Annotated in this window: 21 protein-coding genes; 10 read left to right on the top strand and 11 right to left on the bottom strand. The window is 63.0% G+C overall.

Going from position 1 to position 24,316, the window contains the following annotated elements; genetic code table 11:
- Positions 1–4: 4 nt before the first annotated feature.
- From ACIPL0_RS12035 to ACIPL0_RS12020, 4 genes are all read right to left on the bottom strand, one after another.
- Positions 5–1,450: an aldehyde dehydrogenase family protein gene (locus ACIPL0_RS12035; protein WP_400602187.1), complete on the bottom strand. Its 1,446-nt coding sequence runs from the start codon at positions 1,448–1,450 to the stop codon at positions 5–7.
- Between the two features lie 11 nt (positions 1,451–1,461).
- Positions 1,462–2,649 (bottom strand): aromatic ring-hydroxylating dioxygenase subunit alpha, encoded by a 1,188-nt coding sequence (locus ACIPL0_RS12030; RefSeq protein ID WP_400602185.1) that lies wholly within the window; start codon positions 2,647–2,649, stop codon positions 1,462–1,464.
- Positions 2,650–3,190: 541 nt separating this feature from the next.
- A complete protein-coding gene (locus ACIPL0_RS12025) occupies positions 3,191–4,105 on the bottom strand; it encodes a LysR substrate-binding domain-containing protein (RefSeq protein ID WP_400602183.1) in 915 nt (304 codons plus the stop codon).
- 176 nt (positions 4,106–4,281) lie between these two features.
- The gene (locus tag ACIPL0_RS12020) at positions 4,282–5,148 is read right to left on the bottom strand and encodes a LysR substrate-binding domain-containing protein (RefSeq protein ID WP_400731534.1); all 867 of its coding nucleotides are present in this window, start codon (positions 5,146–5,148) and stop codon (positions 4,282–4,284) included.
- Positions 5,149–5,517: 369 nt separating this feature from the next.
- Between ACIPL0_RS12020 and ACIPL0_RS12015 the strand changes: the two genes are divergently transcribed.
- From ACIPL0_RS12015 to metC, 6 genes are all read left to right on the top strand, one after another.
- Positions 5,518–6,360: a transporter substrate-binding domain-containing protein gene (locus ACIPL0_RS12015; RefSeq protein WP_400602179.1), complete on the top strand. Its 843-nt coding sequence runs from the start codon at positions 5,518–5,520 to the stop codon at positions 6,358–6,360.
- Between the two features lie 3 nt (positions 6,361–6,363).
- Positions 6,364–7,098 carry an amino acid ABC transporter permease gene (locus ACIPL0_RS12010; protein WP_400602178.1) on the top strand — a complete coding sequence of 245 codons (735 nt, stop codon included), beginning with the start codon at positions 6,364–6,366 and terminating at the stop codon, positions 7,096–7,098.
- Positions 7,088–7,771, top strand: coding sequence for an amino acid ABC transporter permease (locus ACIPL0_RS12005; RefSeq protein WP_400602176.1), 684 nt, complete (start codon positions 7,088–7,090; stop codon positions 7,769–7,771). Before ACIPL0_RS12010 ends, ACIPL0_RS12005 begins: the two co-directional genes overlap by 11 nt.
- Positions 7,758–8,597: an amino acid ABC transporter ATP-binding protein gene (locus ACIPL0_RS12000; protein WP_400602174.1), complete on the top strand. Its 840-nt coding sequence runs from the start codon at positions 7,758–7,760 to the stop codon at positions 8,595–8,597. The genes ACIPL0_RS12005 and ACIPL0_RS12000 overlap by 14 nt, the downstream gene beginning before the upstream one ends.
- 141 nt (positions 8,598–8,738) lie before the next feature.
- Positions 8,739–9,335, top strand: a complete 597-nt coding sequence (locus ACIPL0_RS11995) for a cysteine dioxygenase (RefSeq protein WP_400602173.1) — start codon at positions 8,739–8,741, stop codon at positions 9,333–9,335.
- A gap of 152 nt (positions 9,336–9,487) precedes the next feature.
- On the top strand, positions 9,488–12,226 hold the full coding sequence (gene metC / locus ACIPL0_RS11990) for a cystathionine beta-lyase (RefSeq protein ID WP_400602171.1): 2,739 nt from the start codon (positions 9,488–9,490) through the stop codon (positions 12,224–12,226).
- 1,029 nt (positions 12,227–13,255) lie between these two features.
- Here the strand turns inward: metC and ACIPL0_RS11985 are convergent.
- The gene (locus ACIPL0_RS11985; protein WP_400602169.1) at positions 13,256–13,978 is read right to left on the bottom strand and encodes an SDR family oxidoreductase; all 723 of its coding nucleotides are present in this window, start codon (positions 13,976–13,978) and stop codon (positions 13,256–13,258) included.
- A gap of 238 nt (positions 13,979–14,216) precedes the next feature.
- Between ACIPL0_RS11985 and ACIPL0_RS11980 the strand changes: the two genes are divergently transcribed.
- Both ACIPL0_RS11980 and ligD read left to right on the top strand, forming a co-directional pair.
- On the top strand, positions 14,217–15,137 hold the full coding sequence (locus ACIPL0_RS11980) for a Ku protein (protein ID WP_400602167.1): 921 nt from the start codon (positions 14,217–14,219) through the stop codon (positions 15,135–15,137).
- A 48-nt stretch (positions 15,138–15,185) separates the two neighbouring features.
- Positions 15,186–17,183: a DNA ligase D gene (ligD, locus tag ACIPL0_RS11975; protein ID WP_400602165.1), complete on the top strand. Its 1,998-nt coding sequence runs from the start codon at positions 15,186–15,188 to the stop codon at positions 17,181–17,183.
- Between the two features lie 3 nt (positions 17,184–17,186).
- Here the strand turns inward: ligD and ACIPL0_RS11970 are convergent, their stop codons facing one another.
- Positions 17,187–18,110: an AraC family transcriptional regulator gene (locus ACIPL0_RS11970; protein ID WP_400602163.1), complete on the bottom strand. Its 924-nt coding sequence runs from the start codon at positions 18,108–18,110 to the stop codon at positions 17,187–17,189.
- 113 nt (positions 18,111–18,223) lie between these two features.
- Between ACIPL0_RS11970 and ACIPL0_RS11965 the strand changes: the two genes are divergently transcribed.
- Positions 18,224–18,565 carry a carboxymuconolactone decarboxylase family protein gene (locus tag ACIPL0_RS11965; RefSeq protein ID WP_400602161.1) on the top strand — a complete coding sequence of 114 codons (342 nt, stop codon included), beginning with the start codon at positions 18,224–18,226 and terminating at the stop codon, positions 18,563–18,565.
- Positions 18,566–19,392: 827 nt separating this feature from the next.
- Here the strand turns inward: ACIPL0_RS11965 and ACIPL0_RS11960 are convergent.
- The 4 genes from ACIPL0_RS11960 to ACIPL0_RS11945 all read right to left on the bottom strand — a co-directional run bounded on the left by ACIPL0_RS11960 (position 19,393) and on the right by ACIPL0_RS11945 (position 23,094).
- Positions 19,393–20,256, bottom strand: coding sequence for an SDR family NAD(P)-dependent oxidoreductase (locus ACIPL0_RS11960; protein ID WP_400602159.1), 864 nt, complete (start codon positions 20,254–20,256; stop codon positions 19,393–19,395).
- A gap of 63 nt (positions 20,257–20,319) precedes the next feature.
- Positions 20,320–20,892 carry a TetR/AcrR family transcriptional regulator gene (locus ACIPL0_RS11955; RefSeq protein WP_400602157.1) on the bottom strand — a complete coding sequence of 191 codons (573 nt, stop codon included), beginning with the start codon at positions 20,890–20,892 and terminating at the stop codon, positions 20,320–20,322.
- A 275-nt stretch (positions 20,893–21,167) separates the two neighbouring features.
- On the bottom strand, positions 21,168–21,491 hold the full coding sequence (locus ACIPL0_RS11950) for a hypothetical protein (protein ID WP_400602155.1): 324 nt from the start codon (positions 21,489–21,491) through the stop codon (positions 21,168–21,170).
- A 289-nt stretch (positions 21,492–21,780) separates the two neighbouring features.
- Positions 21,781–23,094 carry an MFS transporter gene (locus ACIPL0_RS11945; RefSeq protein ID WP_400602153.1) on the bottom strand — a complete coding sequence of 438 codons (1,314 nt, stop codon included), beginning with the start codon at positions 23,092–23,094 and terminating at the stop codon, positions 21,781–21,783.
- A gap of 95 nt (positions 23,095–23,189) precedes the next feature.
- Between ACIPL0_RS11945 and ACIPL0_RS11940 the strand changes: the two genes are divergently transcribed.
- Positions 23,190–23,411 carry a hypothetical protein gene (locus ACIPL0_RS11940; RefSeq protein WP_400602151.1) on the top strand — a complete coding sequence of 74 codons (222 nt, stop codon included), beginning with the start codon at positions 23,190–23,192 and terminating at the stop codon, positions 23,409–23,411.
- A gap of 114 nt (positions 23,412–23,525) precedes the next feature.
- On the opposite strand, the gene ACIPL0_RS11935 is transcribed toward ACIPL0_RS11940, so the two are convergent.
- Positions 23,526–24,158: an N-carbamoylsarcosine amidohydrolase gene (locus ACIPL0_RS11935; RefSeq protein ID WP_400602149.1), complete on the bottom strand. Its 633-nt coding sequence runs from the start codon at positions 24,156–24,158 to the stop codon at positions 23,526–23,528.
- Positions 24,159–24,316: the final 158 nt, after the last annotated feature.

Below are 24,316 nucleotides of genomic sequence, written 5' to 3'. Positions count from 1 at the left end.
CTGTTCACTCCCCAGCGACCCGGATCGCCACGTTTTTGGTGCGCACGTAGCTGTACAGGGCTTCCTGGCCTTTTTCCCGGCCAAAGCCCGACAGGCCGACGCCGCCGAACGGTGTTTCGATGCCGCCGGCATACCATTCGTTGACGAACACCTGGCCGGATTTGAGGCGGCGGGTGCAGCGCATGGCGCGGCTGATGTCCTGGGTGAAGACGCCGGCCACCAGACCGAAATCGGTGCCGTTGGCGATGGCGATGGCTTCTTCTTCGGTGTCGAACGGCATGATCGCCAGCACCGGGCCGAAGACTTCTTCCTGAGCGATGCACATCTGCGGCGTGACGTCGCGGAACACGGTCGGGCGCATGAAGTGCCCGGCACGGTCGTTGAAACGTTCACCGCCCGTGACCGTCACGGCGCCATCTTCCACAGCCCGGCGGCACAAGGCCTCGATGCCCGCCAGTTGCCCGGCGCTGACCACCGGCGTGAGGTCGGCGTTGTCCTGGCCCAGACCGACGCTGAGTCCCTCGGCCATCGCCACCACCGCTTCGACCACTTCTTCGTAGATCTCGCTCTGCACCAGCAGCCGCGACATCGCCGAACAAACCTGGCCGGCATTGAAGAAGATGCCCCACTGCACGCTGGACAGCAGTTGTTCGAGATTGGCGTCGGCGAAGGCAATCGCCGCCGACTTGCCACCCAGCTCCATCACGCTAGGAATCGCGTGCTCGGCGGCGTCGCGCAAGATCGACTGGCCGGTCGGCACGGAGCCGGTGAAGACGATCTGGTCGACGCCGCGATGGCTGACCAGGTGCGAACCGACTTCACGGCCACGGCCGCAGATCAGGTTGACCGCGCCGTCGGGCAGGCCGGCCTTGGCGATGGCGCGGATCAGCACGCACATGCCCAGTGGCGACAGTTCCGGCGACTTGATGACCACCGAGTTGCCGGCCGCCAGGGCCGGTGCCAGCGAGCGGGCACAGATCGACACCGGGAAGTTCCACGGCACGATCTGCGCCGAAACGCCCATCGGGTCGTACAGGGTGAAGTCCATGTAGCCGTTGCCCAGCGGGATCGAAGTGCCCTCGATCTTGTCGGCCATGCCGGCGTAGTACTCGAAGTAGCGCGCGGCTTCGATGAACTCGTCCCTGGCATCGCTCAGGCGCTTGCCGTTTTCCTGGCACAGCACCCAGGCGCCTTCATCGGCGACCGCACGAATCTCTTCGGCGATGCGCAGCAGCCAGGTGACGCGCTGGGCAGGGCGGGCGCGGGTCAGCTCGCCACTGTCGGCGCAGCGTCGGGCCGCCTGCAAGGCGCGCTCGGCGTCGGCGACGGTGGCCTGGGCGATGGTCGCCAGCGGTTCGCCGGTGCCGGGGTTGTTCACGGTCAGACGCTGGACGCTGTCGGTCCATTGCCCGTCGATGTAGTTGAGCCAGTGAGAGGCGATCGGGTACATGGCGCTTCTCCTCAGGCCGATTCGGTGGTGGCAAGCAGTTGACGGGCCGCCCACTGGTGGAAAAAGTGTGTCGGGATGTCCATTTCCGGCGAGAACGCGCCGCCTTTGTAGCCAGGCGAATGACGGCCTTTCTGCATGCCTTCCACGGAGCTGATGTCTTCGGCGAACACCACTTTCCAGGACTCCAGGATCGCTTCGCGGCAAGCGCTGAACTCTTCGCTGCTGGCCGCTTCGTCGCCGACGTAGAACAGGCGCAGGTGCTCGATGGTGCGGCCCGGGGAGACCGGCTCAAGCTGCATGGCGAACGCGTGGTCAGCCTGGATGCCGAGCAGTACGTTCGGGAAAAACGCCACGTATTCGGCGTTGCGCAGGCGGTCCAGCGGCCAGGCCGGGAATTTCGGCAGGTGCGTACCGGCGACGTCCGACAGGTTGTAGGCGTAGCTGCCCTGACCGGAGAAGTGCTCGCCGACGATGATGTTGTAGTGGTCTTCCAGGCGCGAATAGGAGTTCAGGCTCGGATGGACCCACGGCAGGTGATAGGCCTCGCAGTAGTTCTCGACCGCCAGCTTCCAGTTGCAGTTGATGTCCAGGGTGGTCGCGTCATGGCCCGGGCGGCGGCTCAGCAGGCTCATGCCGTCTTCGCCGAGAAACTGCGACCAGCGCGCGGTCAGCGGAGCGAGCATTTCTTCCAGCGGTTGTGCTTCACCGGACAGGTTGATGAACACCATGTCCATCCAGATCGCGCTGCGAATGGCTTTCAGGCCGTGTTTTTCGCAGGCGAAGCGCTCGTCCTTGTGCTGATCGATACCACCGACGTGAGGCGTGCCGCGCAGGCCGCCGTTGAGGTCGTAGGTCCAGGAGTGGTACGGGCAGCGGATCACGCCTTGCACTTCACCGGCCTGCTCGACCAGCTTCATGCCGCGGTGGCTGCAGACGTTATGGAACACTTGCACCAGGCCGTCGCGGTTGCGCATCAGCAGCAGTGGCAGGCCCATGAAGTCGACCGGCTTGACCGAGCCGGCCTTGGTCAGATCACTGGCAAAACCGACACAGGCCCAGGTTTTGCCCATCACCTGATCGCGCTCGAGTTCGAAGTAGCGTTGTTCGGTGTAGAACTCGTTGCTCAGGCCGGTCGCTTCATGGATCGGGTTGAGCACGGTTTCGAGGTTCTGCACTGGAATCTGTTGGAGGGTGGTCATTGTTCTTTTCCCCTGCTGGGCACGGTATGGATTGATCGGCAGGCTGGCTGGCCAGGTCCGCGGGCGGCAATTCTGGAAAAATGACCGGGGCGCGGACAAACGATATTTCCGGCGTGATTGATGAGTTTTCATCATCAATAAAGGCGTGGCAGGGGGAGGATGAGTTTTGCTGCGGGTCGCAGGGCCGTAGTGGTGCAAGAGCAGTGCGGGTGTTCCCAAATCCACCAGCCAACATAAAACCTGTGGGAGGGAGCTCTGCTCGCGAAAGCGTCGGGCCAATCAATGCAGTGCTGACAGACCCACCGCCTTCGCGAGCAGAGCTCCCTCCCACGGGCTTGCGTCATTCACAAAATTTGCGGTCGATATAGGCCCTGTAGGAGTGAGCTCTGCTCGCGATGGCGGTGTGTCTGACCTGACGCTTTCGCCAGCAAGCCGATTCCTGAAGCAGTCCGGCTTGCCGGCGGTGGCGATTTCAAGGACGCCATCGCGGGCAAGCGCGCTCCTACGGCTTATGGGGCATTCGATCCTGCGAGCAGTGGGATCACTGAATCGCGGCCGCCGGCAGCTGGTTCATCAGCCAACTGCGAAAACGTTTCACGCCCTGGCGCATGCCGCCGCGGGACAGCGGCTCCAGCAGGCAGAACTGGGCATCGGTCTGCAAGGTAGCGTCCAGGGGCCGTACCAGCGCGCCGCTCTGCAGGTAGTCGTTGACCAGGTTGGACCAGGCCAGCGCAACACCCTGTCCATTGAGCGCCGACTGAATGACCATGGAGTAGCTGTTGATGTTGATCCGCCGCTTGGGCTCGACGTTTTTCAGCCCCTGGCTGTCGAACCATTCGGGCCAGCCAAGCCAGTCGCGTTGCGGGTCGTCGAGCACCAGCCAGGTGCAGGTCGCCAGATCCCGAGGCGTGCGCAAGCCCGGATGTTTGGCCAGGTAAGCGGGACTGCACACCGGGTAGACCTCTTCGGAAAACAGCGGCGTGACCTGCATTTCCCGAGGCGGCGTGCTGCAGTAATACAGGGCCAGATCGCAGTCCAGGCGCGAGAAGTCCTTGACCTGATCATGGGCGATGATGCGCAGATCGATCTCCTCATGCTCGCGCTGGAATTCGCTGACCTTGGGCAGTAACCACAGGGAAGCCATGGCGGTGCTGGTGGCGACCGTCACCTGTTCGGCGCCGCGCCAGTGGCGAATCTCACCGGTGGCCTGGGCCACCTGCATCAGCGAGGCGCGCACGGTTTCGTAGTATTGGCTGGCCGCCTGACTGAGTTGAATGGTGCGGGTGGTGCGCTCGAACAGCGTCTTGCCCAGGTAGTCCTCCAGCAGACGCACCTGTCGGCTGATTGCGCCTTGGGTCACGTTCAATTCTTGCGCTGCGAGGGTGAAGCTCAAATGGCGCGCAGCGGCTTCAAACGCCACCAGGCTGTTGAGCGGCGGCAGGGGGTGCATTTTCATCAGGCAAGGTCACGTCGTTATTGTGGTTTTGTCGCGCGAATCGGTTCCGGCATCGTCCGGTTCGGACGATGTCGACAATGACGGCCCAGGCAGGCCGCTGCAAAAGGGGGCAGCCCCATTGCGGGGCGCGAATCTAGCAGTAGCCTTTGCGGTTGGGCAATAACGCGGGGCTGCCGTCAGTCCGATCCTCGCAGACCCTGACTGCCACGAATCAATTCATACGCCCGCCGCGCCAGCGGGTTGACCGTGTTGGGACGAATCCACAGGTGGTAGGTGACGTCGGGCAGGCGCGGCAGGCCGTCGGCTTCGCCGAGCACGCGCATGTCCGGGCCGAGCATTTCCATGCTGCGCGCGGTGACACCGAGGCCGGCGCGGGTGGCGGCCTTGATGCCGATCAGGTTGGACGCCAGATAGGCCTGGCGCCAGGCGATGTCGGCGCGCTCCAGCGCTTCGATGGCGTAGCGCCGGTAGATGCTCGGCTCGTCCACCAGAATCAACGGAATCGGCTCGCCCGGCACGTGGTGATAGTGCGCGGCGCAGATCCACCACACCGGCGAGGTGCGCAGCGCAAAACCTTCCAGGCCCGGGTCTTCGCGGGTCGAAATCACCATGTCGACCTTGCCACGATGCAGATCGTCCATCAGAAACGGGCTGCGCCCCACGTCGATTTCCAGACGCAGTTTCGGCGCCGAACGGGCGATGTGGCTGAGGATCGGCGGCAGGATGGTGTCGGCGATGTCGTGGGGCGAGCCGATGCGCAGCACGCCGCTGAGGCTGCTTTCACGCAGGGAGTTGAGCGCGTCGTCGTTGAGCGACAGCATCTGCCGGGCGTGACGCAGCAACTGCCGGCCTGGCTCGGTGAGTTGTTTTTGCCGGCCCTGTTTCTGGAACAGGCTGACCCCGACCTGTTGCTCCAGGCGCTGCATGTGCTGGGTCACCGACGATTGCGTGCGCGCCAGACGCGCGCCGGCCTCGGCGAAGCTGTGGTGATCGACCACGGCGACGAAGGTGCGCAGCAGTTCGAGGTCAAGGGTGTCGGGCATGATTAAAATCCTGGGAACGTACCCCTTGTAGGAGCCGGCTTGCTGGCGAATGCGGTGGGTCAGCTACGTTTGTGTCGCCTGACATGACGCATTCGCCAGCAAGCCGGCTCCTACAGGGACCGTGTTTCATATCAGCTGGTGCTGGAAATACATTACGATTTTTTATGTTTTCTTTGGAGTGTTTTGAGAGGGTCTGCTCGGAGGCCTTTAAGAACAGCACTTATAACCATTTTGTCAAAACCCGAAAACAGGAAAGTTATAACCATATTTGATATTTGAATTTCCGCTGATCCATTACCCTCCCTACGATGCCGGTCATACAAGGTGCTGATACAAGCGCCGCGCCGATGACCATTCGAGGGGAAGTCCATGCCGTTCACACGTTCGCCCGTTACCCGTTTGCTGCCGTTGTTCGTCGGCGCCATCGCCACGCTGGGGGCCAGTTTTGCCGCTCAGGCCGACGCCACGCTGGACAAGATCGAGCAGCGCCACCGGCTGGTGGTCGGCGTGCTGTTGTCGGGCGGGCCGTTCGGTTCCATCGACCCGAGCAACCAGAAACCCAAGGGCCTGAATGTCGACATGGCCGAAGACCTGGGCCGTCAGTTGGGCGCAGAGGTGGAGCTGGTGCCGGTGCTGCCGGCCAACCGCGTGCAGTTTCTGCAACAGGGCAAGGTCGATCTGCTGATCGCCAACATGGAATGGACCGCCGAACGCGGCCAGCAACTGGGCTTCGTGCCGACGCCGTTCTACCGCGTCGGTGGCACCGCCGCGGTGCTCAAGGACAGCAAGATCACCCGCTGGGAAGACCTCAAGGGCCAGCCGGTGTGCACCTCGCAGGGCAGCAGTTACGTCAAGCCGCTGACCGAGTTCGGCGCTGAACTGAAGGCCTTCAAGAGTTCTTCCGAATCGCTGCTGGCGCTGCGCGGCAACAATTGTGTGGCTGCCGTGCACGACGCCACGCTGATAAACCCGCTGGTGGCCGGCAGCCCGGAATGGAAGGACTACCGCGCGATCACCCCCGAACTGAACCCGGCGCCCTCGGTGATCTGGACCCGTCCCGGTGAAACCGACACCCAGGCCAGGCTGGACAGCATCGTCAAAGGCTGGCACCGCAGCGGCTGGTTGATCGAAGGGGAGAAGCGCCATCACATCACCCCGGCCTCGCCGGCGCTGGTTGAGCTGCACGACAAGTTTCAGGCCGCCGGGGCCTGACGCATGAGTCACTGGCTTGAACTGTTTGTGCAGTGGACGGCGGCGCTCGGCCTGAACTACAGCTTTCTGCTCGACGCTTACCCGCGCGGTTCGCTGGTCAATGGCGCGCTGACCACGGTGTTGCTGTGCCTGTTCACCATTGTTGGCAGCCTGCTGGCGGGGGTGACACTGGCGGCCATGCTGACCAGCGGCAAGTGGTATCTGGCCGGCCCGGCGCGGCTGTTCATCGAAGTCACGCGCAACACGCCAACGCTGGTGCAGCTGTATTGCGCGTTTCTGGTGCTGAACATGCTGCTGACCCAGGCGGTCGGCACGGCCAATCCGCTGACGCCGTTCGCCTGGGTGGTGATCGTGATTTCGCTGCACAAGGGCGCGTTCCATGCCGAAGCCTTGCGCGCCGGCATCGAGGCGGTGCCCGCCGTGACCCTGGAAGCCGCCAGCTCGCTGGCGTTCAGCAGCCGTCAGTTGCTGTGGAACGTGCAACTGCCGCTGGCCCTGCGTTTTGCCTTGCCGTCGCTGATCAACAACCTGATCGATCTGGTGAAGATGACTGCCGTGGCCTCGGCCATCGCTGTCGGCGACATCACCTACGCCTCGATCATGATCTGGACCCAGAGCGATAACGTGCTTGAACTGATGATTCTGCTGCTGGCGTTTTTCGGCCTGCTCAGCTTCGTCGTCAACTGCGTGGGCCGTGCCCTTGAAGCAAAATTGAGGATGCCCGGTTATGGTCATTGAGCCTTTTGCCGCGCTGCTGGAGTGGTCGCCGGCGCTGGCCGCAGGTTTCGGCCAGAACATTCTGATCAGCCTGCTCGCCATTGTCATAGGCTCCGTGCTGGGCCTGCTGATCGGCGCGCTGGCCGTGTCGCCGCTGTGGATCACCCGCCAGCTGGCGCGGATCTGGGTGCAGGTGTTCCGCAATGCACCGTGGCTGGTGCTGATCTATTTCACCACCTACGTGTTCCCCTTCGAGTTGCACATCGGTGGGCATTGGCTGGCGTTTCCGGACTGGGTGAAAGTCACCCTCGGCCTGGCGCTGCCGGCCAGCGCCAACGTGGCGGAGATCTTTCGCGGGGCTATCGGTTCGATCCCCAGTACCCAGTGGGAAGCCTCGCGTTCGCTGGCGTTCACCCGGGTGCAGATTTTCCGTTCGATCATCCTGCCGCAGTGCTTCAAACGCATGCTGCCGCCGTGGATGAACCTGTATGCGGTGATCACCATGGGCACCGCGCTGGCCTCGCTGGTGGGCGTGCATGACCTGATCGATACCGCGCAGATCGCCAGTAATACGGTCAACCGCACCGGCTTCACCGTGCTGATCTACTTCAGCGTGCTGGCGTTGTTCTTCGCGTATTGCTACCCGATTTCCCGATTCACCCAATCTCTGGAGCGACGTTATGCCTTCTCCTGAAACGCGCGCCGCCGAGCCCCTGATCAGCCTGCGCGATATTCACCTGGCGTTCGGCGACAACCGCGTGCTCAAGGGCATCGACCTCGATGTGCAGCGTGGTCAGGCGGTGTCGATCATCGGTCCGTCCGGCTCGGGCAAGTCGACCATCCTGCGCTGCATCACCGGCCTGCTGCAGCCCCAGCGCGGCAGCATTCGCGTCGGCAGCACCGAGGTGCACAAGCTGGCCAGCGAGGCGCAGCGCATCGAGTTGCGCAAGCGGGTCGGCTTCGTGTTCCAGCAGTACAACCTGTTCCCGCATTTGTCGGTGCTGGAAAACCTGGTGATTGCGCCACGCAAGGTACTCGGGCGCAATTCCGTCGATGCCGAGAAAGAGGCGCGGGCGCTGCTGGCCAAGGTGCGCATGGAGCACAAGGCCGATGCGTATCCGGGGCAGCTGTCCGGCGGTCAGCAACAGCGGGTGGCGATTGCCCGCGCGCTGGCGATGCGCCCGGAACTGATCCTGTTCGACGAAGTGACCTCGGCGCTCGACCCGGAAACCGTCGGCGAGGTGCTGACGGTGATCCGCGAGCTGACCGAGGAGGGTATGACCTGCGTGCTGGTCACCCACGAAATGCGCTTCGCCGAGGACATCAGCGACGTGGTGTATTTCACCGAAAACGGCCTGATCGTCGAGCACGGCAGCGCCGAACAGATTTTTCAGCACCCCGCCAGCGAACGGACCCAGGCGTTTCTGCGCCACGCCCTGGGCGATGGCGGACGGCGTCCGGTGGTGAGTGGGGATCCGTATCTGTTGAGCAATATCAGCCGGTATGGGTTGTCGGTTTAGTGGACCCCACAACCCTGTAGGAGCCGGCTTGCTGGCGAACACGGTGGATCAGCTACGTTTGTGTTGCCTGACACGACGCGTTCGCCAGCAAGCCGGCTCCTACAGGAATATGCATGCAATGACTCATAAAAGGAGCACCTGATGAGCATCGAAAACCGCAGCCAAGTGATCGAAGATTTCCTCCAGCAAATCCGCGTCATCCACCAGCGCGGTGTCGACCGTGACGCGCTGAAGGAAATCGTCGGCCTGCTGGAAGGTCTGGCCGAGCGCCGCGACCTGTTCAACTTCGACACCTTTCCGGCGCCGGTACCGGGTGAGGGCGACACTGCGTTTCGCTACCGCCTGAACGACGACGGCGAAACCCCGACGCTGTACATGAACTCGCTGCTGCCGGGCAAAAGCACGCTGCCGCACAACCATGAAACCTGGGCGGTGATCGTTGCCGTGGAAGGGCAGGAGATCAACTACGTGTGGGCGCGCACCGACGACGGCAGCAATCCTGCGTTCGCCAAACTGGAGCTGGAGAAAGAGGTGGTGGTGCAGCCCGGTACCTCGATCAGCTTTCTGGGTGAAGACTTACACGGCATCAAGGTCGACGGCGAAACCCCGACCCTGCATTTCCACCTCTATGGCCGGCCGCTGGAGTCGCTGAACGGCCGTTACGGGGTCAACACCGAAGGCAAGGTGCTCAATTACAACGCCTCGCAAATGGCGCCGTCGATCAAGGCCTACGCTTGATGTGAGGTCGCACAGATCCTGTAGGAGCCGGCTTGCTGGCGAACCGCGGTGGACCCGTTGCCGAGGTGTCGACTGACACAACGCATTCGCCAGCAAGCCGGCTCCTACAGAGGTACGCGTCAGCTTCGTTTTTATCGGATCACGAGAATCCCATGAGTCAGAAGATCACCCCGCAACACCTGCAAGACTGGCTGTTCGATGGGCAGGAAATCGCCGTGTTCGATGTGCGCGAGCACGGTCAGTATGGCGAAGCGCATCTCTTCTACGGGGTGAGTCTGCCCTACAGCCGCCTGGAGCTGGAAGCCCGTCGGCTGGCGCCCAACCCGACGGTGCGTCTGGTGATCTACGACCAGAACGACGGTGCTGTCGCTGCTCGTGCCGCCGAGCGCTTGCACGCCTTGGGCTACACCCGCGTGCATGTCCTTGAAGGCGGCGCCGATGGGTGGCGGGCGGCGGGTTTCGAGTTGTTCGCCGGTGTGCATGTGCCGTCCAAGGCGTTTGGCGAGCTGGTCGAAGAGGCCAGCCACACGCCGCACATCAGCGCCACCGAACTGGCGGCCTGGCAGGCCAGAGGCGAGCCGTTGGTGCTGCTTGATGGCCGGCCGTTCGACGAATACCGCAAGATGACCATCCCCGGTTCCGTGTGCTGCCCCAACGGCGAGCTGGGTTACCGCCTGGCCGATCTGGTGAGCGATGAAACCACCCCTATCGTGGTCAATTGCGCCGGGCGTACCCGCAGCATCATCGGTGCGCAGACGCTGATCGACCTTGGCGTGAAGAACCCGGTCTATGCGCTGGAAAACGGCACTCAGGGCTGGTACCTCGCCGACCTGCCGCTGGAGCACGGTAGCAGTCGGCGGTATGCGCCGGTTTCGGCTGCCGCGCCGTTGAATGAGCAGCGCCAGGCCGCGCAACGGCTGGCTCGGCGTGGCGGCGTGCAGACCGTCAATGCCGCGCAGGTCAACGCCTGGGCACAAGATCCGGCGCGCAGCCTGTTTCTCTGCGATGTGCGTACGCCGGAAGAGTTTGCCGAAGGCAGCTTGCCGGGCGCGCAGCACACCCCGGGCGGGCAATTGATCCAGTCCACCGACCTGTACGTCGGCGTGCGCAAGGCGCGGCTGGTGCTGTTCGACAGCGACGGCGTGCGTGCGCCCATCGTCGCCGCCTGGCTGCGTCAACAGGGCCATGAGGCGTACGTGCTGGAGGGCGGCTTGAGCAGCGGTCTGGCGCTGGCCGATCAGGCGCCTGTATTTGAGCCATTGCCAGGCATCAGCGCGGCCGAACTGGCCGATTCGCTGCGGGACAACGCGGTCACGCTGGTGGATCTGCGCGGCAGCATGGCGTTCCGCAAGGGCCATATCGACGGCGCGCAATGGTCGATCCGTCCACGGCTGGCCGTCGATGTGGTCGGGCAAACGAAGCCGCTGGTGCTGGTCGCCGAACAGGCTGGCGTCGCGGCGCTGGCGGCTCTGGAATTGACCGAAGTACAACGGCAGCAGGCGCGCTGGCTGAATCTGCAAGACTGGCAAGCCGCAGGCCTGCCGCTGACGCAAAGTGCCAGTCAGCCGACAGACGCGCAGTGCATCGACTTTCTGTTCTTTACCCACGACCGCCACGCCGGCAACAAGGACGCCGCACGGCAATACCTGGCTTGGGAAATCGGCCTGATCGGCCAGATGACCGCGCAGGAAATCGCCAGCTTTACGCCGTTGGCTTCGTCCGCCAGCGAAAACCGCGTGCGGACCCGCCTGGTGCATGCCGCCCGGGGCGGTAAGGGCAGCGGTGTGCGCGGGGTCAACCCGTCGGTGTCACGAATGAGCACCGTGCTGTTCGACAGCCTCGGCGACATGCGCGATGCACGCAGGCGGCGCGACAGCGAGCGGGTGCTGACCTACGGCGCGCGGGGCAACCCGACCGCGTTCGAGCTGGAAGATCTGGTCACCGAACTGGAGGGCGGCTATCGCACGCGGCTGTTCAGCACGGGCCTGGCCGCGGTGGCGCAGACGTTTCTGTCCTACCTGCGTCCCGGCGATCACGTGCTGATCACCGACGCGGTGTACTCGCCGGTGCGTCAGGTGGCCAAGGAGTTTCTGGAGCCGTTCGGCATTCAGTACAGTTACTTCGCCGCCGACGGCAGTGGGCTGGAGGAGGGGCTGCGCGCCAACACCAAAATGGTCTACGCCGAAGTGCCGGGCTCGCTGCTCTACGAACTGAGCGACCTGCCGGCGATCGCGGCGCTGTGTAAGGCGCGCGGCATCCTGCTGGCGGTGGACAACACCTATGGCTCGGGCTACCAGTACCGCCCGCTGACGTTGGGTGCGGACATCTCCATCATGGCCCTGACCAAATACCTGGCCGGCCACAGTGATGTGGTGATGGGCAGCGTCTGCACCACCCAAGCTGCGTGGCAGCCGCTGGCCGTGATGACCGACACCTTCGGCAGCACCGTCAGCCCGGACGACGCCTGGCTGGTCCTGCGCGGCGCCCGCACCCTGGCGGCGCGGCTGGATGTGCATCAACGTCAGGGCCTGGAAGTGGCGCGCTGGCTGCAAAATCATCCGCAGGTCAAACGGGTCTTTCATCCGGCACTGCCCGACCACCCGAATCACGCCTTGTGGAAGCGCGACTTCAGCGGCAGCAACGGCTTGCTGACGTTTGAACTGGCGGACAGCGACCCGAAACATCTGGAACGCTTCATCGACGCCCTGCAACTGTTCGGCCTGGGCGCGTCGTGGGGCGGGTTTGAAAGCCTGATCATCGTCGCCAGCGTTCATGACCGTGACAACGTCGCGGACAAACAACTGAACCCGCTGCTGCGTCTGCACGTCGGGCTGGAAGATGTAAATGCGCTGATCGAAGACCTGCAGAGAGGGTTTGCGGCGATTCGGTGAGGTGGCCGTTGCAGGTTACGGGGTGAGCCGTTGATGTGGGGGTGACTGGGCTGACGCGATCGCGGGCAAGCGCGCTCCTGCGGCCTTCGGCCAGAAGCAAAAGCAGGTGGCATGCGCTGATCCGTAGCCGTCCGGCTTGCCGGCGGTGGTGATTTTGCGGGCTCTGGATAAGGTTGAGGTCACTACAGATCGATGTGGGAGGGAGCTCTGCTCGCGATAGCGCTGGGTCAGGCGGCACAGCATCGTCTGGGTTGGCGCTTTCGCGAGCAGGGCTCCCTCCCACGGGTAGTGGTGTTTGCGGGATCTTGGCATGGCAATGCGTCAGTAGAATCACTGCGGATTCTGTGGGAGGCATCCGAGGTTACGAGGGTCGCGAAAGCGGTTTGCCTGACCCACCGCCTTCGCCAGCAAGCCGATTCCTACGGCCTTTGGCCAGAACCAAAAGCAGCGGTGCTCGCAGATCTATAGCAGTCCGGCATGCCGGCGGTGGCGGTCTTGCAGGCGGCAAACAAGATTGGAGCCAGCATAAATCGATGTGGGAGGGAGCTCTGCTCGCGATAGCGGTAGATCAGCCTCCCCGGGATTGGCTGGACTGCCGCTTTCGCGGGCAAGCCCGCTCCCACAGCGAATCTGTGTTACGCCAGCTTTTGATCTGGCTTTTGATCTGGCTTTTGATCTGGCTTTTGATCTTGGGGCCCCGTTCCAGGAGGCCGACCGCAGGCGATGCGCAGTGGGCCGAGCGGCAGGATGCCGCGAGAGCCGCGTGGGCCATGGATGGCCCATTCGCGGCGGGCCCACGGAGCGTCGCCGGAGTGAGGGAACACCGAGCATCAGCGAGGTGCCGTATGGCGGGGAAAGAAGCCCTTGGTTACTTGGGGCTTTTCCAAGTAACTCGCCGCCAGGCGAAACACGGCTGCGTTAGCAGACTCATCGATCCATCAGACACACCGTATGCACAGGATTTACGACGACTTCGTCGCCGCTCGCAGGGCAAGCCAGCTCCTACAGTTGCGTGCAGGCATCCGCAGATCAAAATCCTGCCTTGCCCACCGACGCTCCACCATCAACAAACAACGTCTGCCCGGTGATGAACCCGCTCTGCTCCGACAGCAGAAACGCAATCGCCGCGGCAACCTCATCCGGCTGACCGAAACGCCCCATCGGTACACCCGACAGATAACGCTGTTCACCTTCACTGCCCGGCGGGTTGTTCTGGCGGAACAACTCAGTCTCGGTCGGCCCCGGCGCGACGGCGTTCACCGTAATACCAGTCCGCGCCAGCTCCAGCGCCCAGGAGCGAGTGAAGCTGATCAGCGCCGCTTTAGCCGCCGCATACGCCGTACGCTGGGTGATGCCCAGCACCGTCAGGCTGGAAATGTTGACGATCCGCCCCCAGCCTTGCTCACGCATGCCCGGCAGCAACGCCTGAGTCGCCAGAATGGCCGAGTGCAGATTCACCCCCATCACCGCGTCGAAATCCTCCAGCTCGATCTGCCCCAGCAACTGCGGGCGCACCAGGCCGACGTTGTTCACCAGCCCGTCGAAACGGTAGTGCTGGGCCAGTTCGGCCATGCCGCAACGGGTCTGGTCCTTGTCACCCAGATCAAGCGCCTTGAGCACGCCGGGGAACGTCGGGTCGTCGGCGTTGCGGGCGATGCCCACCACCTGATGGCCGGCGGCGGCCAGTTGTTCGGACAGAGCGCGGCCGATGCCTTTGCTGGCGCCGGTGATCAGGAAAGTGCGTTGCGACATGAGCGGACTCCACGGGGTCGGGTGGTCTGGCAGGTCGACTCGGGCAAGGTCGGACATCTGACAGCAGAATGTTTCAGAGGCTAACGCTTTTTCGTTGCGTTAAGAAGCTGCTTCACCGGATAAGTGTTATTCCTGCTGACGCAGGTCACGTCCGCCGCGGTCATGCACCCGTCAACGCGCCGAAACTTTTCCTCGCGCGCTCCGGTCACTGCTAGACACATCCTGCGGAATGACGGCTATGGCTCGGGCAATCTGGAAAGGCGCGATCAGTTTCGGGCTGGTGCATATTCCCGTGGCGCTGGTCTCGGCGACCTCGCGCGAGGGCGTCGACTTCGACTGGCTGGACAAGCGCAGCATGGACCCGGTGGGTTACAAGCGGATCAACAAGGCCACCGGCAAGGAAGTCAGCAAGGACAACATCGTCAAGGGCGTGCAATACGAAAAAGGCCGTTATGTGGTGATCAGCGAAGAAGAAATCCGCGCCGCGCACCCGGATTCCAGCCAGACCATCGACATCTTCGCGTTTGTCGACAGCCAGCAGATCCCCTTGCAGAACATCGACACGCCGTACTTTCTGGCGCCCGACAAGCGCGGCGAGAAGGTCTACGCTCTGTTACGGCAAACCCTGCTCGACACCGGCAAGGTCGCTCTGGCCCATGTGGTGATCCGCACCAGCCAGCATCTGGCGGCGGTCATGCCGCTGGAGTCGGCCATTGCCCTGGTGCTGCTGCGCTGGCCCGCCGAAGTGCGTGGGGTCGACAGCCTCGAACTGCCCAAGTCAGTGACCGGGGCGAAGCTGAGCAAGGCCGAGCTGGACATGGCCAGGCGTCTGGTCAAGGACATGAGTACCGACTGGACGCCGGATGCCGACGAGTACCGCGACACGTTCCAGGACCAGATCATGACGCTGGTCGAGAAAAAGGCCCGGGATGGCAGGATCGAAGAGGTGGAAACCGACGCCGGCGAGCCCGAGCGCAAATCCGCCGATGTCATCGATCTGACTGAGTTGCTCAAACGCAGTCTGGGCAGCCGCGGCGGTTCCGCCAAGGCCCCTGTGAAAACCAAACCTGCCAGCAAGAGCAAAACCGCAGCCGCTGATGAAGTACCTCCGGCCAAACGGCGCGCCCCTGCAAGGAAAAAAAGCACCAAGGCGTCGTGATTCGCGGCACCGGGGTGTGCAGATCAAGGTGCAGAGGTCCAATCGATCATGGCAAAACCCGTTAACGCATCTTCTCGCAAGAAAATCCCTGCCGTACCGGAAAAACTCTCGCCGCAACTGGCGACCCTGATGGACACGCCGCCCGCCGGCGAGTGGTTGTACGAAATCAAGTTCGACGGCTATCGCATCATGACCCGCATTCTGGATGGCGAAATCCGTTTGCTGACGCGCAACGGCCACGACTGGACCGAGCGTCTGCCGTTGCAGGCCAAGGCGTTGAGCGAGCTGAAGCTGGGCGACGGGTGGCTCGATGGCGAAGTGGTGGTCCTCAACGGCGGCGGCCTGCCGGATTTTCAGGCGCTGCAGAACGCCTTCGAGATCGGTCGCAGCAAGGACATCGTCTATTACCTGTTCGATGTGCCGTTCCTCAATGGTCAGGACCTGCGCGACACGCCGGTGGAAGACCGCCGTGCCGCGCTGAAGAAGCTGCTGGGCAAGCAGAAGAATCGTCTGTTGCGGTTCTCCGATGCGTTTTCCGCCAGTCATCGCGACATCATCGAAAGTGCCTGCCTGCTGTCCCTGGAAGGGGTGATCGGCAAGCGCGCCGGCAGCCCGTATCAGTCCCGCCGCAGTCCGGACTGGATCAAGCTCAAATGCAAGCTGCGCCAGGAGTTCGTCATCGTCGGTTTCACTCAACCCCAAGGCACGCGCAGCGGTTTCGGCGCGCTGTTGCTGGCGGTGAACGAGGAGGGCGCGGGACTGGTGTATGCCGGGCGGGTCGGCACCGGTTTCAGCCAGAAAGCCCTGGGTGAGTTACATGAACAACTCAAAGGGCTGGAGCAGGACAGCTCGCCGTTGAACAAGAAGCTCACCAGCGCCCAGGCCCGCGGCGTGCATTGGGTCAAGCCGGTGCTGGTGGGCGAGGTCGAGTTCAGCGAGTGGACCCGCGAGGGCATCATTCGCCACTCGGCATTTATCGCCCTGCGCAGCGACAAGCCCGCCGCCGAGGTGGTGCACGAGTACCCGAAAACCCCGACCGACCTGAAAGCGCCGTTCAAACCCAAGGCATCCCGCGCCAAGGCGGCGAAAGCCGAGCCGGCCAAGGCTGAACCGAAACCGGAAACAGCCGGCAAGCGCGGGGCGAAGGACAAGGTCGCCGTCGCTGGCGTGACCATCAGCCACCCGGACCGGGTCATCGACGCGCAGAGCGGGGCGCACAAGGTCGATCTGGCGCATTTTTACGAGTCTATCGGCGACTGGATCCTGCCGCACCTGGATCACCGGGCGGTGAGTCTGTTGCGTTGTCCCGAAGGCATCGATGGCGAGCAGTTCTTTCAGAAACACGCCGAGCGTCTGGCCATTCCGCACATCAAGCAGCTGGATCAGGCGCTGGACCCCGGTCATGCGCGGCTGATGGAAATCGACAGCGTGGCAGCGCTGATCGGTGCGGTGCAGATGGGCACCATCGAGCTGCACACCTGGGGTTCGACCTGGGACACCATCGAGCTGCCGGACCATTTCGTCCTCGACCTGGACCCCGACCCTGAGCTGCCGTGGCGAAGCATGATCGAAGCCACGCAACTGGCCCTGTCGGTGCTCGATGAGCTGGGCCTGGACGCCTACCTCAAGACCAGCGGCGGCAAGGGCATGCACATCCTCGTGCCCCTCGCGCGCAAGGCCGGTTGGGACACGGTCAAGGCCTTCGCCAAGGCCATTGCGCAGTTCATGGAGAAGCAGTTGCCGGAGCGCTTTACCGCGACCTCCGGGCCGAAAAACCGGGTCGGCAAGATCTTCATCGATTACCTGCGTAACGCCCGTGGTGCCAGCACCGTGGCGGCCTATTCGGTGCGGGCGCGGCCGGGGCTGCCGGTGTCGGTGCCGGTGACTCGCGAAGAGTTGACCAGTCTCAAATCGTCGGCGCAGTGGAACATCGGCAACCTGCAAAAACGCCTGCGCAAGCTCAAGGCCGATCCGTGGGCGGGGTACAAGAACAGCCAGCGCATCACCAAACCGATGTGGAAGCGGCTGGGCGCCAAGGCGCCGTGAGGTTCAGCCGCCGCTGGTTTCCAGACTGCGGCGCAGCTGCCCCGGCGCCATGCCGTAGGTGTCCTTGAACACCTTGCTGAACGCCGCCTGGGACTGATAACCGACCTGGGCGGCGATGTCGCTCAGGCCGGCTTGCGAGCGGCTCAGCAGACCGTAGGCCAGTTGCATGCGCACTTGCGTGAGCAGCGTCCAGGGCGAGCTGCCACTGAGTTTGCTGAACGTGCGCATGAACGTCGCCCGCGACATGCTCGCCAGGTCCGCCAGCGCCTCGACCGTCCAGTCGTGGGCAGGGTCCTGCAACATCGCCTGCCAGGCCTTGCCCAGCCGCTTGTCGGTGAGCAGCGCCAGACTGCCTTCGCTCTGCGGCGACTGCTGCAGAAACGCACGCAGCACCAGAGTGAACAGCGCCGAGGTCAAGGCGTTGACCATGAACTGCCCGCCGGGGTTGTTGGCGTCGGCTTCGCTGCGCAGCAGTTCGACCAATGCGCACAACGGCGCGCCTGTCGTCAGGGATTGGCTGGCGATCAGCAGATGATCGGGCAGCGCCGAAAACAGCATCGCGTCCGACTGATAGAGAAAGCGGCCGCAGAGCAGGTCCAGCCCTTCGCCACCGCTATCGCCAAAACGTCGCACCGGCAGCAGACCGCCTCGTTGCAGGCGGGGCAGGGACGTGGAGACGCGTTCGCCGGAACTGGCGAGCACATGCTCGGTACCGCCGGGCAGCACCACGATATCGCCGGCCGACATGGTCACTTTGCGCCCATTGGGCAATTCCATGCGGCACTGACCGGCCAGCACGATGTGGTAAGGCGCGATGCCGACCGCCTGCTGATCGTGGTCCAGCGCCCAGTCGCCCTGAAACTGGCAACGCAGGTCCAGACTGCCGCGCACGTCGGCTAGAGTGATGAGCGTGTCGATGGCGTTCATATGAGATTTTCAGACAAAAGAATGAGCCAAACGAGCAAGTTCTCCGAACGCCCTTGGCGGACACTGTTTGTGTTCCCGGCGCAGTCTAGTCGCCGCTCTCAGGAGATACCACCATGTTCAGCAACTGGCCCGACCTCGTTACCACCATCAAGAAATCCTTTGGCGCATTGTCCAGATCCAACCCGAAAATGGTTGGCGCGTACAAAGCCCTTGGCGACGCCGCTGCCGAAAACAACGTGCTCGATGCCAAGACTCGCGAGCTGATTTCCATTGCGGTGGCGATCACCACCCGTTGCGACGGCTGCATCGGCGCCCACTCCGAAGCCGCCATCGCCGCCGGTGCCACCCGTGAAGAAGTCGCTGCCGCCCTGGCCACCGCCATCTCCCTCAATGCCGGCGCTGCGTACATCTACTCGCTGCATGCACTGGAAGCGTATGACGCGCTGAAGAAGTAAAGCGGCTGCGAAAGGGGCCTGAACCACGTAAAAAGGGTTTAGGCCATCACAGGATTCACGTTGTTGGCCGGATGTCGGAACGACAGCACTGCCCGTTGGTCACCCCCGTCCCCTGTGGGAGGGATCCGAGGTTACGAGGGTCGCGAAGGCGGTGGGTCAGTCAGCACAGCGTTGACTGAGCTGACGCCTTCGCGAGCAGAGCTCCCTCCCACGGCCTTCGGCCAGAATCAAAAGCAGGTGGCACAGTCCGCCCCGTAGCAGTCCGGCTTGCCGGTGGTGGCGATCTCAAGGGCGCCTTCGCGGGCGAGCCCGCTCCCACAGGGAGTGTGTGTTTCGCCGGCTTTTGATCTGGCTTTTGATGTTGGGGCCCCGTTCCAGAAGGCCGAACGCAGGCGATGCGCAGTGGGCCGAGCGACAGGATGTCGCGAGAGCCGCGTGGGCCATGGATGGCCCATTCGCGGCGAGCCCACGGAGCATTGCCGGAGTGAGGGTATGCCGAGCATTAGCGAGGCACCGTATGGCGGGGAAAGAGCCCTTGGTTACTTGGGGCTTTTCCAAGTAACTCGCCGCCAGGCGAAACAGGGCTGCGTTAGCAGATCAGCAATCCATCAGACACACCGCGTGCGCAGGTTTTACGACGACTTCGTCGCCGGTCGCAGGACAAGCCAGCTCCTACAAGGGTCCGTGTAACGTGCCGACAGTGAAAGCAAGGCTGCGTTAGCAGCCAATGCAATCCGTCAGACACACCGCATGCACAGGATTTACGACGACTTCGGTCGGACGCGACCCCGGCGCGCTCGCAGGGCAAGCCAGCTCCTACGCGGGCCTCAAAACGCTGGCAACGCCGGCACCGGCCCGGTGGCGGTCACATCCACCGCCGTACTGATCGCCCTCCAGCGCTCGGCGCTGGCAGCGCGGTTGTCCTCCACCGGCTTGAGGTACTGCAACGCATCACTGCCCAGCAACAGACGCAACGGCGGCTGCTCATGGCTGGCAAGCTTCAACACCACCTGCGCCACCCGCGCCGGGTCGCTGTTTTCCTGGCCGACCAGCCCACGCAACAACTCACGACGCTGCCCCAGATGCGGTGCATAAGGCGTCAGAATCGGTGTGTCAGCCCCCCGCGCACGCAGCGCCCAATTTGTACGCATGCCGCCCGGCTCCAGCGTCGTCACCTTGATGCCCAACGGCTTGACCTCGGCCGCCAGCACATCGGAAAACCCGCCCACCGCCCATTTCGCCGACTGATAGGCGCTCATCCCCAGCGAGGCCAGACGCCCACCCACTGAAGATATCTGGATGATGTGCCCGGCACCCTGTTCGCGCATGACCGGCACGGCGGCGCGACACAGGTTCACCACGCCGAAGAAGTTGGTCTCGAATTCCACCCGGAAATCAGCCGGGTCGATCTGTTCGAACGGCAACATGTGGCCGAAACCGGCATTGTTGACCAGCACATCCAGACGGCCGAACGTGGCGACTGCCGCCTGTACTGCGGCTTCGGCCGCCGCCGCATCGGTGACGTCAAGGTCGAAAGGATGAATCCAGGCGCCGTAGCGCTCGACCAGATCATCCAGACGGCGAATGTCACGGGCAGCGGCGAGCAGTCGCCCGCCCGAGGCGAGTACCGCTTCGGCAATATCGCGACCCAGGCCGCTGGCGGCTCCGCTGACTAACCAGACTTTGGACATGGTGTATCTCCTGCACAGGTTGGTGTATGACTGAGTAATCACTCATTTTTAAGACAAAAAAACTCAATCCCTTGCAATGGCATTCCAGTAGGCCTCAAAGCCGGCGTCGCAATAACGCTCGGCGTTTTCAGGTTCGTTACTCATGAAATCCATGGTGGTGTCGGCCATGGCCCGCATCAGCGCGGCGGTGAATTGCACGGGTTGTTCACGCAGCGCGCCGGCGGTTGCACCTTCGTGCATGTGGCGATGGATGGCGTTGAAGGCTTCGCTACCGGCCTGTTTGCTGCTGTCGCTGACCCGGTCGGACATCATCAGCAGGGCCATGACCTTACGCTTTTGCGGGTGCTCGACGCCCCAGCCGACGTAGGTGTGCCAGGCGTGACGCAGGCGCGCCTTCAAATCCTGATCGCTGGGGTAGCCCGGCAGCATCACGTCGCGCAGCTGCGCCTTGAGCTCGACATACAGCTGATTGAGCAGGTCGTCCTTGGTCTCGAAATAGTTGAACAGCGTGCCCTCGGCGACCCCGGCGTTTTTGGCGATCTTCGAGGTCGGCGCGGCCAGCCCCTGCTCGGCAAAGACCTGCAGAGCGGCGTCGAGCAGGGCGTTACGTTTGTCTTCGCTTTTTGGACGAGCCATGAGGGGAGGGGTAATTAATAAGTGAGTAGGCGCTCATTTATACGCCTGGGGTGGATGTGGTGCAAGGGTGGATCACTGCAGTGCAACGATCGCAAGAACTCGGGAAGGCATCCAGTTCGCGAAATTGACTTGGTAATACATGACCTGTGGGAGGGAGCTCTGCTCGCGATGGCGGTGGGTCAATCAGCACGGCGTGGCTGGACTGACGCCATCGCGAGCAGAGCTCCCTCCCACAGGATTTGTGCACTTTTCTTGAGTTCCATGCACATCAGACCCTACAACGCTGGTCCGATGTCCGCCGGGTAGAACTCACCCTTCAACCCCAGCGTCTGCAAACGCTGGCGCACATCGGCTTCCATTTCCAGCACCTGCTCGGGATCGTCGATGTCGTCCACCACCAGCCATACGCCGGCCACGTTCTGTTCGTGGGTGCCTTCGCTGAGCATGTCATGGGTGAAGTACTGGCTGGAGCGCCACAGGCACAGTTCGTCTTCGCTGTGACCGCTTTCGGCCAGGGCCTCGGCCGAGGTCAACCAGATTTCGCTGTAGGGTCGAAGGTCTGCTTCTGCCAGTTCCTGCAGGGTGATTACCGTCTTCATCGCGTTTCCTCCACGGCCAGTGCTTAACGTGTGACGCATCTGGCTCGCGAGCGTTCCCGCGATTCTGTCGCAAGCCTCGATGCGCACGACATGGCGGTATCCCTATCGGTTGCTGGAGGAATGCGATCCCCTGTAGGAGCTGGCTTGTCCTGCGACCGGCGAGGCACTCGTCGTAAGACCGGTCAACGCGGTGTGTCAGCAATACATCGTCGTCAGGGTTTACGACTGCTGCGCAGCCGGTCGCGGGACAAGCCGCGCTCCTACAGAGGTCGCGGCGAGCCAGGTTGCATCAGCGGTTGACCAGCTTTGCCGGCAACGCCACCACCAGCAGGCTGCTCAGCACCAGGCAGCCGGCGAAGAACCACAAGGCCCCCGCGCTGCTGCCGGTGACGTCGATGGCGATGCCCATCATCGAGTTGCTGACCAGGCCGGCAATGTTCGCCAGCGAGCAGGCGAGGGCGAAACCGGTCGCTGCCGCACGGCCCTTGAGGAAGGTAGCCGGCAGGCTGAAGAACACCGGCACCGCGCCGATGATCGCCGCCGAAGCCACCGCGAACAGCGCCACGGTCGCCACCACGTTGTGGGTGAAGAACGGGCTTGCACCCATGGCCACGGCACCGATCCAGAACGGCACGATGATGTGCCAGCGGCGTTCGCGACGGCGGTCGGAACTGGCGCCGATCAGCAGCATGCCGATCAGCGCGGCGACGCTGGGCAGAGCGGTCAGTACGCCGATATGGAAGGTGTCGGTGACCCCGGCGTTCTTGATGAAGGTCGGCATCCAGAAGCCCATGGCGTAGGCGCTGAGCAGGATCGAGAAGTCGATGCCGCCGAGCATCCACACTTTCAGGTTGAAGAAACCGTCACGGAAGCTGTGTTTGCTGTGCTTGCCTTCGGCGTCGTCCAGGCGCAGCTCGCCTTCGAGCAGGGTCTGTTCCTCGGCGTTCAGCCATTTGGCGTCTTTCGGCGCATTGGGCAGGGCCCAGAAGGTCAGCACGCCGAGCAGCACGCTGGGAATGCCTTCGATCAGGAACAACCATTGCCAGCCGCGCAGGCCGGCGGCCTGGTCGAAGTGGCCCATGATCCAGCCCGACAGCGGGCCGCCGATGACGCTGGACAGCGGCAGACCGATCATGAACAGCGCGATGATGCGTCCGCGCCGGTAAGTCGGAAACCAGGTGGTCAGGTAAAACAGCACCCCCGGCAGAAAGCCCGCTTCGGCGGCGCCGAGGAAGAAGCGCAGCACATAGAACTGCATCGGCGTGCTGACGAACAGGGTGCACACCGACAGCGCGCCCCAGGTGATCATGATCCGCGCGATCCAGATCTTCGCGCCGACCCGTTCCAGCACCAGGTTGCTTGGCACTTCAAAGAGGATGTAGCCGACGAAAAACAGCCCGGCGCCGAGGCCGAACGCGGTTTCACTGAAGTGCAGCTGGTCGAGCATCTGCAGCTTGGCGAAGCCGATGTTGATGCGGTCCAGATAGGCCGCCAGATAGCAGAAACACAGGAACGGAATGAGCTTCCAGGTGATCTTGTGGTACAGCGCCTTGATCGGGTCTGCGGCGTCGGCCGCAGTGGTTTCTACATTCGCAGAGGGCATGGGTGTCTCCTGGCGGTTCTGTGACCGGTGAACGCGGTCGCGGCTGATCTTGCCTGCGTTTTGCGCGTTCTCATACGGCCTGTTGTGGTTTTTGTGTGCCGCACATCAAGTACTTTGGCAAGCACCGGATGGCGGCTTCCAAAGGCAGTGTCAGAAGACTGGGCAATGGCCCGCCGATCCATGGCGAAACCGTGTCCAGTGATGCGCAATCGGGTTACGCGACCAGCGCTCTATGGCCTGGTTCTGACGGCGGAAAATCCGTTTCTGCCGGTGGTTCGTTTTTGCTGTCGCTCTTGAATCTCTCGGATGATCACTGAACTCCTGTGGGAGCGAATTCATTCGCGAGGCGTTGGCACGGCCTCAGAATTTCTGTCGGATGTACCGGCCTCTCGCGAATGAATTCGCTCCCACAGGTCAGGGGGCATCGTGGTTTATTTCTCGAACTGCCTCATTGCCTCGTGTTTGCTCACGACATCGCCATATTTGCTGTCGATGTCGAACAGGTTCGCTTCATGGGGATCGGGGTGGCGATCGCCGACGCATTCGCGCACGACGATGGTCCTGAAGCCATGCTGCACCGCATCCACCGCGGTGGCGCGGATGCAGCCGCTGGTGGAGCAGCCGGCCAGCACCACGGTGTCGATGCCCTGAGCGTGCAGCATCGATGCCAGCGAGGTGCCGAAGAACGAACTGGCGTATTGCTTGCTGATCACCAGCTCTTCCGGCAACGGCAGCACTTCTTCGCAGAACGCCGCCAGCGGATTGCCTTCGACCATGTCTTTCATGACCGGGGCTTTCTTCACCCAGATGCCACCGTCGGCGAAATGCCCCGGGTGATAACGGATGTTGGTGTGTACCACCGGGATGCCGTGCTCGCGGGCGCAGGCCAGCAGCTCGACACTCTCGGCCACGGCACTGACCACGCCGGGAGCAAACAGCGGCGCGCCGGGTGTGGTGTAACCCTGCATGAAATCGATCATCAGCAGCGCCGGCTTGTCGCCGAAACCGATGCGGTTGCCCCAGACGCCCTGGTAATTGGCGTCGGCGCTTTGTGGGTCAGTCATGGTGTTGTCCTCTCAAATGAGCGCTGGCATGCCGTGAACACGACCGGGAAAACCACACGATCCCCGTGGGAGGGAGCCCTGCTCGCGAAGGCGTCCGCACAGACACTTTCGTGTTTGCAGGCATACCGCCTTCACGAGCAGGGCTCCCTCCCACGGCC

It is taken from the genome of Pseudomonas sp. NPDC090208 (genome assembly GCF_044746785.1).
Classification (GTDB): domain Bacteria; phylum Pseudomonadota; class Gammaproteobacteria; order Pseudomonadales; family Pseudomonadaceae; genus Aquipseudomonas.
This window is presented reverse-complemented; position numbering and strand designations above follow the sequence as displayed.